Here is a 12,953-nt window from a genome sequence, read left to right as displayed (position 1 = left end):
AGGGCCCGCGGCGGCGCCGCGGGCCCTACCCTGGTCGGTGTGATCGAGGACATCTGGGTGGACGACCACGTCCGCGAACTACGACCCGACTTCGCCGTACTGGTCATCGGCGCGTACGGCCTGCGCAACGGCCCTTCCGACGAACGTTCCCGAGCCTGGCTGGCCGACGCCGCGGCGCAAGCCGTACCCCTCGATCACGAGAAGATCGAGGCGTGGCGCGCCGCCTACCGCGCCTTCGGCGCGAAACCCCAGCGCACCCGCCCCTCGGTGGACGCCCTGATCCGGCGCATGCCGCTCCCCGAGATCAACCTCGTGGTCGACGCGTACAACGCCGTGTCGGTACGGCACGCGCTGCCCATCGGCGGCGAGGACGCCGGACATTACGCGGGCCCGGCCCGCCTGGTACGCGCGAGCGGCGACGAGCCCTCCGACGAGGCCCTGGGCGAGCCGGAGATCGGCGAGGTGGTCTGGCGGGACGACGTGGGCGTCACCTGCCGCCGCTGGAACTGGCGGCAGTGCGTCAGGACGCGCATCACCGAGCAGACCGGGGACGCGGTGTTCCTACTGGAGCGCCTGGAGCCCCTGTCCATTGACGAACTGACCGCGGCAGGCGGGGAATTGGCGAACCTGCTGGGCGAGATCTCCCCTAATGTCCGGACCGAAACCCGCCTCCTGGCCTGATGCGGTTGTGACGCTCCAACGGTGAAGCCATAGGGTAGGAGAGGGCGCGCCTCACTGTTCCGGGCGAGTAGCCTTGGACAGGTTCTTAACATCAACGCCGATCTGCGGAAGAGGGCGATTTCCGCCGTGTCGTCAGAGTCGTCGCGGTCTAACCCGCTGGCAAGCTTCGGGCAAAACGAGTGGCTTGTCGACGAGCTGTACCAGAAGTATCTCCAGGATCCGGAGTCGGTGGACAAGGCCTGGTGGCACTTCTTCGCTGATTACAACGGGACGGGGAAGACAGCCCCGCCCCCGGGGGCCCCCAACGGCGCCACCCCTGCCGCCGCTCCCGCAACCCAGACCCCCCCGGCGACGAAAGCAGCCCCGCCAAAGGCCGTCCCCCAGGCTCCTGCCCCGCAGAAGCCGAAGGCGGCGACCCCCGTTCCGGCGGGCGCGCAAGAGGAGAAGCTGCGCGGCGCCGCCGCCAGGACCGCCCTCAACATGGAGGCGTCCCTCGCGGTGCCGACCGCGACGAGCGTGCGCGCGGTCCCGGCCAAACTGCTGATCGACAACCGGATCGTCATCAACAACCACCTGTCCCGCGGGCGCGGCGGCAAGATCTCCTTCACCCACCTGATCGGTTACGCGATCGTCCAGGCGCTGAAGAGCATGCCGGAGATGAACCACGCCTACACCGAGGTGGACGGCAAGCCGACCCTGCTCAAGCCCGAGCACGTGGGCCTGGGCCTGGCCATCGACGTGCAGAAGAGCGACGGCACCCGGCAGCTGCTGGTCCCGTCCATCAAGAACGCCGAGACCCTCGACTTCCTGCACTTCTGGATGGCGTATGAGGACATCGTGCGCAAGGCCAGGTCCGGCAAGCTGGGCGTGGACGACTTCCAGGGCACCACGATCTCGCTGACCAACCCGGGCACGATCGGCACCGTGCACTCGGTGCCGCGGCTGATGCCCGGCCAGGGCACGATCATCGGTGTCGGCGCGATGGAATACCCGGCCGAATACCAGGGCGCCTCCGGCGACACCCTGTCCCGGCTGGCGATCAGCAAGGTCATGACGCTCACCTCGACGTATGACCACCGGATCATCCAGGGCGCCCAGTCGGGCGACTTCCTGCGCCGGATCCACCAGCTGCTGCTGGGGGCCGACGACTTCTACGACGACATCTTCGAGTCGCTGCGCATTCCGTACGAGCCGGTCCGGTGGACCCAGGACGTGTCGGCCACGCACGACGACGACGTGGCCAAGTCGGCGCGGGTGATCGAGCTGATCCACGCCTACCGGGTGCGCGGCCACCTGATGGCCGACACCGACCCGCTGGAATACCGCCAGCGCAAGCACCCCGACCTGGACATCACCAAGCACAGCCTGACCCTGTGGGACCTGGAGCGCGAGTTCCCCACCGGCGGTTTCGGCGGTCGCCCGCTGATGACGCTGCGCGAGGTGCTGGGCGTGCTGCGCGACTCGTACTGCCGCACGGTCGGCATCGAGTACATGCACATCCAGGGCCCCGAGGAGCGGGCCTGGATCCAGGCCCGGGTGGAGAAGCCGCACGCCCGGCTGGACCGCGAAGAGCAGCTGCACGTGCTCAGCCGCCTCAACACCGCCGAGGCGTTCGAGACGTTCCTGCAGACCAAGTATGTCGGCCAGAAGCGGTTCTCACTGGAGGGCGGCGAGTCGCTGATCCCGCTGCTGGACTCGGTGATCTGCGCGGCCGCGGCCGAGGAACTGGACGAGGTCGTCATCGGCATGGCCCACCGGGGCCGCCTGAACGTGCTGGCCAACATCGTCGGCAAGTCGTACGCGCAGGTGTTCGGCGAGTTCGAGGGCAACCTGGACCCGCGCTCCGCGCACGGCTCGGGCGACGTGAAATACCACCTCGGCGCGACCGGTGACTTCGTCTCGCCGAACGGCTGCAAGATCACCGCCTCGGTGGTGGCCAACCCGTCGCACCTGGAGGCCGTCGACCCCGTGCTCGAGGGCGTCGTCCGGGCCAAGCAGGACCTGCTGGAGCGCGGCGAGGAAGGCTTCACCGTGCTGCCCGTGCTGGTGCACGGCGACGCGGCCTTCGCCGGCCAGGGCGTGGTGGCCGAGACGCTGCACCTGTCGCAGCTGCGCGGCTACCGCACCGGCGGCACCGTGCACATCGTGGTCAACAACCAGGTCGGTTTCACCACCGCGCCCGCCTCGTCCCGCTCCTCGGTGTACGCGACGGACGTGGCCCAGATGATCCAGGCCCCGATCTTCCACGTGAACGGCGACGACCCCGAGGCGGTCGTGCGGGTCGGCAAGCTGGCCTTCGAATACCGCCAGGCGTTCCGCAAGGACGTCGTGATCGACATGATCTGCTACCGGCGGCGCGGCCACAACGAGGCCGACAACCCGAGCTTCACCCAGCCGCTCATGTATGACCTGATCGACGCCAAGCGCTCCACCCGCAAGCTCTACACCGAGGCCCTGATCGGCCGCGGCGACATCTCGGTCGAGGAGGCCGAGCAGGCGCTGCGCGACTACCAGGAGCAGCTGGAGCGGGCCTTCACCGAGACCCGCGAGGCGGCCAGGAAGCCGCTGGAGCCGGGCGCGGTGGTCAAGCCGCCCGCCGACGAGGTCATCCCCTGGTCGCACGACGACGTCAAGTCGGCGATCTCCCAGGAGACGGTCAAGCGGGTCATCGACACCCAGCTCAACCTGCCCGAGGGCTTCACCCCGCACCCGCGCCTGTGGCCGGTGATCCAGAAGCGCGGCTCGATGATCGAAGAGGACGCGATCGACTGGGCCACCGGCGAGACCATCGCCTTCGGCTCGCTGCTGCTGGACGGCCATCCCGTCCGCCTGGTCGGCCAGGACTCGCGCCGGGGCACCTTCGGCCAGCGGCACGCGGTGCTGGTGGACCGGGTGACCGGCGAGGACCACACCCCGCTGAAGGCCTTCAACGAGGGCACCACGAAGTTCTACGTCTACGACTCGCTGCTCAGCGAGTTCGCGGCGCTCGGCTTCGAATACGGCTACAGCGTGGTGCGCCCCGAGGCGCTGGTGCTCTGGGAGGCGCAGTTCGGCGACTTCGTCAACGGCGCCCAGTCGATCATCGACGAGTTCATCTCGGCCGGCGAGCAGAAGTGGGGCCAGCGGTCCTCGGTGGTGCTGCTGCTGCCGCACGGCTACGAGGGCCAGGGCCCGGACCACTCCTCCGCCAGGATCGAGCGGTTCCTGCAGATGTGCGCGCTGGACAACATGACGGTGGCGCAGCCGAGCACCCCGGCGAACTACTTCCACCTGCTGCGCTGGCAGGCGCTGTCGGACCGGCGCAAGCCGCTGATCGTGTTCACGCCCAAGTCGATGCTGCGCGCCAAGGCGGCCGCCTCGGCCACGGCGGACTTCACCTCGGGCGCGTTCCGGCCGGTGCTCGGCGACGAGACGGTGGATCCGGCGAACGTCACGAAGGTGGTGCTCTGCTCGGGCAAGATCCACTACGACCTGGCCGCCGCCCGCGACAAGTCGGGCCGCCAGGATGTGGCGCTCGTCCGGCTTGAGCGGCTCTTCCCGTTCCCGGAGAACCCGCTCAAGACGGAGCTGGCCAGGTATGCGGACAACGTCGAGCTGGTGTGGGCGCAGGACGAACCGGTCAACATGGGGCCGTGGCCGTACCTGGCGCTCAAGATGACCGAGCGGCCGGACGCGCTCGCGGGCCGTCGCCTGGGGCGGGTCTCGCGGACGCCGAACTCCTCGCCGGCGGCCGGGTCGCACGCCGCGCACGACGCCGAGCTCGCCGCGATCGTGGACGAGATCTTCGGGTTTAATTAGAAAGTCGTGATCTGGACAGCTGCGGCGGTGAATCGCCTGGTCGGCGGCTATGCGGCTGTCTATGGGACGGGTTTCTGATTAACAGGCATGGAAGACGAGAAGTCCCCCGCGGCCCGGGCCGCGGGGGACTTCTCCATATTGGGGAGGCACCACCGTGTATTTCACCGACCGGGGCATCGAGGAGCTGGTCGAGCGTCGAGGCGAGGAGGAGGTGGCGATGCTGTGGCTGGCCGAGCGCCTGCGCGAGTTCGTCGATCTCAACCCCGAGTTCGAGACCCCGATCGAGCGCCTGGCGACCTGGCTGGCGCGTCTCGACGACGAGGACGATTGACGACTCGATCAGTGGGGCGCTCAGCGGCTGTGGGCCGCCGCCGCTCGCCGCAGAGCCGCCTGGATCGTCGCGACGTATTGCTCGTCCGACCGGGTCATCGGGACGACCACGGCCAGCACGCCGAGAAGGAGGTCACCCCGGAAGACAGGCGCTGCGACCGCCCACGATTCCTCGGTCGACTCGCGACCGCTGTAGCCCATGCCACGTTCTCGGATGACGGCGCATTCGGCCCGCAGATCGGCCAAGGTACGCACGGCCCCGGACTCTGTCTTGAACTCGTCGGTGCCCGGCGGCAGACCGAGGTAGCCGTGCTCGGCGTTGCTGAAGGCGATAAGGGCCTTACCTGCGGCGCCCAGGTACACCGGCCCGCGCTCACCGGGGTGGCAGACCCTCCGCACGAGCCTGCCGGACTCGGCCGACTCGATGCAGACACGGTCATTCCCGGAGCGGACGAAGAACGCCACGGTCTCGTCGAGCTCGTCGCGGAGCCTGGCGGCGGCTTCTCCCGCGAGCTTGCGGATTCCCGACCACTGGTCGCTGGCGTAGAGGAGCGCGGTCAGCTCGGGACCGGGGACGAACTGACCATCCCCGTCCTGTTCCAGGAAGTCAGCCATCTTCAGGGTTGCCAGGAGCCGCGATGCGGTGCTCAGGCTGACACCGGCCTCGCCGGCGAGCTCGGTGAGTGTCCGGCTCCCGCGAGCGACCGCGGAGAGCAGGTTGAGCGCACGGATCACCGACCTGACGCCGCGCTGCTCGGTGGGCTCGTCTGACAGCTCGGTCACCGGATCCTCCTTCATCCTTCGGCCGGCGAGCCGAAGACGTTCACATCGCGTGTCCGCCAGATCATCCCCACTGTCTCGCCGGTGCGGTAGGGGTGCTCGCCGTCATCATGCTGCATCTGCACCCGCACCGGGCCGAATGTCTCGGAGTGGACGGTGTACATCGTGTGCGAGCCAAGGTACAGACGGTGCGTGATCTTCCCGGTGCAACGGCTGAACCCAGAAGGTGGGGCAGCTGCGATGTCCGTCAGCGCGATCCGCTCCGGACGCACCGCGGCCACAGACGCGTCGGCGGGCACGCCCCTGCCGTCGTCGACTGACAGCAGGCCGCCGTTCTGGACGCTCAGCCGCCCCGGGGCCTCGGGATGGACCGCGAACATGTTGTTGGTGCCGAGGAAGTCCGCGACAAAGGCAGACCGGGGATGCTCGTAGAGCTCCCGTGGTGTCCCCATCTGCTCGATCCGGCCGTGGTTCATCAAGGCGATGCGATCAGACATCGACATCGCCTCCTCCTGGTCGTGGGTGACGTAGATCATTGTCACCTTCAGCGCCTGCTGGAGCTGCCGGAGCTCGACCTGGAGACGCTGTCGCAACTTTCGGTCGAGGGCGCCCAGTGGCTCGTCCATGAGCAGGAACGCCGGGTCGAACACGATTGCCCGCGCCACCGCGATCCGCTGTTTCTGGCCGCCGGAGAGCTGGTCGGGCAGCCGGTCGGCCGCGGCGGCCATGTCGACGAGCTCGAGCGCCCGGTCTACCCGCTCGGCGATGACCTCGCGTGGCTCCTTGCGCATCTCCAGTGGGAACGCGAGGTTGTCGCGGACGGACATGTGGGGGAAGAGCGCGTAGTCCTGGAATACGACACCGATGTTGCGCTTGTCGCTCGGCACGTGCGCGATGTCGATGCCATCGACGCGGATGGTCCCCGACGTCGGGTCCGTGAAACCGGCAAGCATCATCAGGGTCGTGGTCTTCCCCGATCCTGACGGGCCGAGCACGGTGAAGAACTCACCAGGCTCGATCGTGAGGGTGAGGTCGTCGACGGCGACCTGGTCGGCATACTCCTTGCGCACGTTGTCGAAGTGGATCGCGCCGTGGCCGGAGGTCATGAGTTGCTCCTCGAGATCTGGGTGAGACGGCGGAACAGCGCATAGCCGAGCCAGATGACGGCGGCGCATGCCATGACGAAGACGGAGATCACCGCCACGGTCGGGTTGGTCTCCAGTGAGAGCGCTTCGAAGATCCGCTTGGGGAGCGTCTTGACGTGAACGCCGGAGAGGAAGATCGCGACCGTCGATTCGTCGAACGAGGTCAGGAACGCGAAGAGGCCGGCGGTCAGGATGGACGGGGCGATCAGCGGCAGCACGATCCGGCGCAGCTGGACCGTCCGGCTCGCACCCAGGCTGGAGGCGGCTCGCTCGTAGACCGGGTTGAGCGAGCGGAGCCCCGCGCTGACCACGCTGAACACGAACGGCAGAGCCAGCGTCACGTGGGCCAGGACGATCCCCAGCTCGGTGTCGACGAGCCCGATCCGCTCGAACTCCATGGAGAAGCCGGCAGCGGCGACCACCGTGGGGAACAGCAGCGGCAGCATCATCAGGGTCGAGGTCGACGCTCCCCACCCGCGGACCGCTCCCCGGACGACGCCCATCGCGGCAAGCGTCCCGAGCACTCCGGCGATGACGGTCACGAAGAGCGCGATCCGGACGCTGACCGCGAGCGGATCGAGCCAGCTCGCGGTGAAGAATTCCGAGTACCACTGGGTCGAGTAGCCGACCGGCGGGAAGATCAGCGCCTGGGTGGAGGCGAACGAGATCGGGATGACGATGAACTGCGGCGCCAGCACGAGGGCGCCGAGGGTGGCGGCCAGGACCTTCGGCAGTCTGCGGCTGCGGGTGACGCCGAGGCGGTCGAGACGGCCGGCCGCGCGTCCCGCGAGCCTGAGGGCGCGTCCGCCGCCACGCTTGGCGTGGGGGGAGCGGGTGGCCCTTGCGCCGGACCGCCCGGCGAGCTCGGTCGTCGACATCCCGGTCAGCCGCTGGAAGACGAGGACGATGACCAGGACCAGGGCGCCGAGCACGAGAGCAGCGGCCGAGGCAAGGCCGTAGTCGCCGCTCTGCTTGATCGCACTGTGGATCAGCGAGCCGAGCATGCTGCCCTTGGAGCCGCCGAGGAGCGCGGGGATCACGAACGCGCCGATGCCGTAGACGAAGCACAGGACCGATCCCGCTTGGATGCCAGGCTTGGTCAAGGGTAGATAGATCCGGACGAACGCCTGGGCCGGCCCGGCGCCCAAACTGGTCGCGGCGCGCACCCGCGAGTCGTCCACCGAGCGCATCGTGGCGGCCAGCGGCAGGATCATCAGCGGTAGCAGGTAGTGGGAGAGGCTGACGACGACCGCGATCGGCGTGAAGACCATCCCGATCGGCTCCAGGCCGAACTGCTCGATCAGCTTGTTGACCGGGCCCTGGCGCCCGAGGATCACCAGCCAGGAGAACGACCGCAGCAGGATCGAGGTCAGGTACGGCGCCATGATCGCCACCGTCAGGAAGGTGCGCAGCCAGGTGCCGCCGTGCACCATCTGGTACGCGATTGGGTAGCCGAAGACCAGCGCCACGAATGTCGAGGCCGCGGAGATCAGGATCGTCCGCACGATGTTGTCGACATAACCGGAGTGCCCGAGGAGCCGGGTGAAGTTCTCCAGGCCGAAGGTCGGTTCCGTGACGCTGCGCAGGCAGAGGATCGCGACGGGAAGCACGAAGACCAGGGTCACGACCAAGACCGCGGGAACCCCGCCCAGGTCCCAGCCGCGCCGGCGGCGGCGCCGGCCTCCCGCACTGCGGGAGGCCGGCCCCGAAAGCTCCGCGTCTGGGGATGTCGGCGGGGTGGTCACGCGTTCTGCCAGTCCTGCCAGCGCTTGAGCACGTCCGCGCCGTTCTTGGCCCACCAGTCCACGTCGATGCGGAAGGTCTCGTCACTGGCGGTTTCCTCGGTGCCGGGAAGGTCGGCGCGAGTCTTGGCGTCGAGGCCGTCGAGCAACGACTTCAGCGACGGCGTGTAACCGAGCTTGTCCATGATCGCCTTCTGGACCTCGGGCTTCAACGAGTACGTGATCGCGTTGAGGGCGTCCGGCTCGTCCGGCGCCCCCTTGGGAATGACGAGCTGCTGGACGGAGAGGACGGCGCCCTCCCAGGTGTAGTCCAGCGGCACCGCGCCGCTCTTGGCGATGCTCTTGATCCGCGCGAGGTTCCCGTAGCCCAGCGCGATTTCGCCCTGTGAGATGGCGTTCTGCAGGTCACCGTTGGACGTGAAGAAGACGGTGTCGTCGCGGATGGTGTCGAGTTTGGCGAAGGCGCGGTTCAGGTCGAGCGGGTAGAGCTGGTCGACCTTGACGCCGTCGGCGATCAGGGCGCCCTCGATGATTCCCCAGGGCAGCGCCACCATGCCGCGCTTGCCTTGGATGCGCTTCGTGTCGAAGAGGTTGGCCCAGGAAGCGAGGCCACCGGGTACCTTGTCCTTGTTCCAGAACAGGTTGCGCGAGAACGTGTACCACGGCACCGAGTATTCGGTGACCGCGCTCGGGTCGGCGAATCCGTTGAGGCTCTTGGTGTCGATCGGCTGCAGCACGCCGGCGGCCATGAACTGGGCGAGCGAGGAGTCCTCGGCGTCGATCAGGTCGAGGGTCATCGAGTTGGACTTGGACATCTGCACCAGCTTGGCGACGTCGGAGCCGCTGCTGTCGTAGAGGACCTTGACGCCGGTGTCCTTCGAGTACGGGTCGAAGAGCGCCGCCTTGACGGCCTCCTGGTAGGTGCCGCCGAACCCGGCGTACGTGATCGACCCCTTCTCGTCTCCGCCGCCCGAGCAGGCCGCGAGGCTGCCCAGGGCCACGACAACCGCGGCCAGCACGGCGCCGACGCGGCGCCGACCCCTGGTGGCGTCGAGATATGTTCGCATTAGGGTTCCTTCTTGGTCAGGGCGGCCGGTGGGGTGAGTGAACCACCTCGGGTTGCGCTTCCACAGAATGAAAGTGCGACTTCCATTGCAGAGATGCTGTGGCCCGGGCGGCGGCCTGTCAAGAGCTGCAGCCGGGCTTTCCTGACGCCGCAAGCGATCCCGAACGTTCGTATTCGTCCAGTAAGGCGACGTATGGCGCCACGTCGATGCCCTGGTCCGCGCGCCAGGATGCGTCGTAGTACGTCGAGGCGTAGCGTTCGCCGCCGTCGCTGATCAGGCTCACCACGCTGCCTCGCTCGCCGTTGCGCTCCAGTCCGGCGATGAGCTGGAGGGTCGCCCACATGCTCGTCCCGGTCGAGGGTCCGACCCGGCGGCCCAGGCGGCGCGAGGTCCACAGCATCGTCGCGACCGACGCCGCGTCCGGCACGCGGACCATCTCGTCGATCACCTCAGGAATGAAAGACGGCTCGACCCGTGGGCGGCCGATCCCCTCGATCCGGGAGCCTTCGGCCGACTGCAGTCCGCGATTGCCGAGGCGCCAGGCGTCGAGGAAGACCGAGTGCTCGGGATCCGGCACCAGCAGCCGGGTAGGGTGCCGCCGGTAGCGAAGGTAGCGCCCGATGGTCGCCGCCGTTCCGCCGGTCCCGGCGCCGGCGACGATCCAGGCCGGCACCGGTTGCGCCTCGCCGGACATCTGCTCGAAGATCGACTCGGCGATGTTGTTGTTGCCGCGCCAGTCGGTGGCCCGCTCGGCGTAGGTGAACTGGTCGAGGTAGTGGCCACCGAGTTCGGCAGCGAGACGCCGCGCCTCGTCGTACACCTGTCCTGGATGATCCACCACCTGGCAGCGCCCGCCGTGCCACTCGATGAGCTTGAGCTTGGCCGGGCTGGTCGAGGCCGGGACGACGGCGATGAACGGCAGGTCCAGCAGACGGGCGAAGTAGGCCTCGGAGACCGCGGTCGAGCCGCTGGAGGCCTCGACCACCGTCGTGGCCGGGCCGATCCAGCCGTTGCACAGCGCGTACAGGAAGAGCGAGCGGGCGAGCCGGTGCTTGAGGCTCCCGGTCGGGTGCGAGGACTCGTCCTTCAGGTAGAGGTCGATGCCGTGCCGACCGGGCAGGTCGAAGGTCAGCAGGTGGGTGTCGGAACTGCGGGTGGCATCGGCCTCGACGCGACGGATCGCCTCGTCGACCCAGGTCCGGTCGGCACGGGTCTGCTTGCACATCGTCATTCGAGGTCTCCTTCGGGGGTCTTCCGACCGCTCTCGCGGATGCCGGGGTGGCGCTTGACCGGGTTCGGATTCGAAGGCATCCTATGGTGCGGAAGTTTGACTTCCACTGTATGGAACTTTTGAAGGAGTCCAGTGATCAACCAACCCGTGCACCCGGCCGACGCCCGAGCGATCGAGGAAGTCCTCAACCGGGCCGCCTACATCCTCGACGCCCACGAGTACGACCGGCTCGGAGAGGTCTTCGCGCCCGAGATCTCCTTCGACAACCCGGGCCGTCTCACGGCCAACGGGCTCGATGACGTGATCGCGGCCTTCCAGGCGATCGCGACGCCCGCGGTCAGTCACCACATTACGAATGTGGTGGTGGGCGGCGTCGACGACGACACCGCGGAATGCGCCAGCAAGGCGCTCGCGCTGCGGGCGGGAGGGGAGGTCACCGCCGCGATCTATCGCGACACCGTGACCCGCACCGACGCGGGCTGGCGCGTCTCGGCTCGACGTATCAGTCCGCTGGGCTGACCCTGGAACGGCGACGGAACGAGAGGAAGCGGATGGAGCAGGCGTACGACGTGATCGTCGTCGGGACCGGGCACAGCGGTCTGGTGGCCACCGGGTACCTGGCTCGGGCGGGGTTGAAGGTGCTTGCCCTAGAGCGGCGCGACGTCGTCGGTGGCACCTGCGTCACCGAAGAGATCTTCCCGGGCTACCGCGGGAGCAGCGTGGCCAATGCGAGCCACAGCCTCGATCCGCGTATCGCTGCGGAGCTCGAACTGGCGAAGCACGGGCTCCGCTTCGCCCACCCGCCGCTCGGATCCCTGACCCTCTTCGCGGACGGCCGGGCCCTGCCGGCCTGGCCGGATCGGGCCAAGCGCCGGGCGGTCATGGAGCAGTTCGCGCACGGGGACGCGGACCTCGATGGCTACGCCTCGGTCATCGGGCTGTACGCCTCGGTGGCCCGGCAGATGAAGGTCTCCTTCTACGACCCGCCGCCGTCGTTCGCCGAGGTGGCCGCCCGCTTCACCACCCCGCGCCAGCGCCGCGACTTCGAGTCGATCATGTTCGGTCCGGTCGCGGACATCCTCGAGGAGCGGCTCTCGTCGCCGCAGCTGCAGGCGTTCTTCGCCGGCACCGCGGTCGCGACCAACTTCGTCGGCCCGCGCACACCGGGCAGCGGCTACCTGCTGCTTCAGCGGCCGCTGTGGGAAGAATCACTCCGCAGCGTCGGCAGCCACGACGACAACGAGCTGATGATGCGGAACGCGGCGCCGCTGGGCGGCATCGGCGCCGTGACCGGCGCGATGGCAGCGTCCGCCCGCGCCCAGGGAGCCACGATCCTCACCGGCGCGCAGGTCGAGCGCATCCTCTGCGAGGATCAGCGGGTCATCGGTGTCGCCCTCAGCGACGGTCGCGAGTTCCGCGCACCCCGGGTCGTCTCCAACGCGAACCCGAAGCTGACCCTGACCGAGCTGGTCGGACCCGAGGACATCGGGGAGGACATGTACGACCTCGCCAAGGCTGTCCGCATGAAGGGCACCTCCGCCAAGGTCCACCTCGCGCTCGACGGCACGCCACGGTTCGCCGCCGCGCAGGACGAGGAGGAGAACCGTCTCTTCCTCGGCACCAACTTCCGGGTCGCGGCCAGCATCGACGTGCTCCAGAACGCCTACAACGAAGCGGTGCTCGGGCGCTGGACCAAGCGCCCCACCGTCACGGCGATGATCGACTCGGCGCACGACCCCTCGCTGACCCCACCGGGATGCCACTTCATGAGCATCAGCGTCCGAGGAGTTCCGTATCACCTGGCCGAGGGCACCTGGGACGAGCAGCGCGACGACCTGGGCAAGGCCGTGGTCGGAGCGTTGGAGGAGCACATCCCGAACCTGTCCGAGGTCCTGGCCGGCGTACACGTCTACTCGCCGCTGGACCTCGAGCGCGAATTCGCCCTCGTCGAGGGCAACGGCGCCCACGGCGACATCGTGCCCGGGCACATCTTCGACTCGCGCCCGATCCCTGGCTGCGCCGACTACCGGACCCCGGTCGAGGGGCTCTACCTGACCGGCGTCGGCAACTGGCCGGCCAACTTCATGAGCGGCGTCACCGGCTACAACGCGAGCAACCGCGTGCTGACCGACATCCGCCGTACCACCGACTGACGCGACCCCACGAACCAGAGGAGCAC

General features: G+C 68.5%; 10 protein-coding genes. 5 read left to right on the top strand and 5 right to left on the bottom strand.

Annotated features, from left to right (window positions below):
- The first annotated feature begins 39 nt into the window (after nt 1-39).
- The 3 genes from ABGB08_RS20070 (at nt 40) to ABGB08_RS20060 (ending at nt 4,810) form a co-directional block, all read left to right on the top strand.
- Nucleotides 40-681 carry a phenylalanine--tRNA ligase beta subunit-related protein gene (locus ABGB08_RS20070; protein WP_347592410.1) on the top strand — a complete coding sequence of 214 codons (642 nt, stop codon included), beginning with the start codon at nt 40-42 and terminating at the stop codon, nt 679-681.
- Nucleotides 682-807: 126 nt separating this feature from the next.
- The gene (locus tag ABGB08_RS20065; RefSeq protein ID WP_347592408.1) at nt 808-4,479 is read left to right on the top strand and encodes a multifunctional oxoglutarate decarboxylase/oxoglutarate dehydrogenase thiamine pyrophosphate-binding subunit/dihydrolipoyllysine-residue succinyltransferase subunit; all 3,672 of its coding nucleotides are present in this window, start codon (nt 808-810) and stop codon (nt 4,477-4,479) included.
- A 154-nt stretch (nt 4,480-4,633) separates the two neighbouring features.
- Nucleotides 4,634-4,810: a DUF6104 family protein gene (locus ABGB08_RS20060; protein WP_347592406.1), complete on the top strand. Its 177-nt coding sequence runs from the start codon at nt 4,634-4,636 to the stop codon at nt 4,808-4,810.
- Between the two features lie 20 nt (nt 4,811-4,830).
- On the opposite strand, the gene ABGB08_RS20055 is transcribed toward ABGB08_RS20060, so the two are convergent.
- The 5 genes from ABGB08_RS20055 to ABGB08_RS20035 form a co-directional block, all read right to left on the bottom strand.
- The gene (locus tag ABGB08_RS20055) at nt 4,831-5,592 is read right to left on the bottom strand and encodes an IclR family transcriptional regulator C-terminal domain-containing protein (protein ID WP_347592404.1); all 762 of its coding nucleotides are present in this window, start codon (nt 5,590-5,592) and stop codon (nt 4,831-4,833) included.
- Between the two features lie 11 nt (nt 5,593-5,603).
- Nucleotides 5,604-6,695 carry an ABC transporter ATP-binding protein gene (locus ABGB08_RS20050; RefSeq protein WP_347592402.1) on the bottom strand — a complete coding sequence of 364 codons (1,092 nt, stop codon included), beginning with the start codon at nt 6,693-6,695 and terminating at the stop codon, nt 5,604-5,606.
- Complete coding sequence (locus ABGB08_RS20045; protein WP_347592400.1) at nt 6,692-8,479, bottom strand: ABC transporter permease subunit; 1,788 nt, start codon at nt 8,477-8,479, stop codon at nt 6,692-6,694. The genes ABGB08_RS20050 and ABGB08_RS20045 overlap by 4 nt, the downstream gene beginning before the upstream one ends.
- Nucleotides 8,476-9,543: an extracellular solute-binding protein gene (locus ABGB08_RS20040; protein WP_347592398.1), complete on the bottom strand. Its 1,068-nt coding sequence runs from the start codon at nt 9,541-9,543 to the stop codon at nt 8,476-8,478. Before ABGB08_RS20040 ends, ABGB08_RS20045 begins: the two co-directional genes overlap by 4 nt.
- Nucleotides 9,544-9,661: 118 nt before the next feature.
- Nucleotides 9,662-10,774: a PLP-dependent cysteine synthase family protein gene (locus ABGB08_RS20035; RefSeq protein ID WP_347592396.1), complete on the bottom strand. Its 1,113-nt coding sequence runs from the start codon at nt 10,772-10,774 to the stop codon at nt 9,662-9,664.
- A gap of 132 nt (nt 10,775-10,906) precedes the next feature.
- On the opposite strand from ABGB08_RS20035, the gene ABGB08_RS20030 reads away from it, so the two are divergent.
- Complete coding sequence (locus ABGB08_RS20030; RefSeq protein ID WP_347592394.1) at nt 10,907-11,293, top strand: nuclear transport factor 2 family protein; 387 nt, start codon at nt 10,907-10,909, stop codon at nt 11,291-11,293.
- A gap of 32 nt (nt 11,294-11,325) precedes the next feature.
- Nucleotides 11,326-12,927 (top strand): NAD(P)/FAD-dependent oxidoreductase, encoded by a 1,602-nt coding sequence (locus tag ABGB08_RS20025; RefSeq protein WP_347592392.1) that lies wholly within the window; start codon nt 11,326-11,328, stop codon nt 12,925-12,927.
- Nucleotides 12,928-12,953 lie beyond the last annotated feature (26 nt).

The organism is Acrocarpospora sp. B8E8, assembly GCF_039871605.1.
Taxonomy (GTDB): domain Bacteria; phylum Actinomycetota; class Actinomycetes; order Streptosporangiales; family Streptosporangiaceae; genus Acrocarpospora; species Acrocarpospora macrocephala.
Note: the sequence above shows the minus strand (reverse complement) of the source record. Positions and strands in the feature narration are given on the sequence as shown.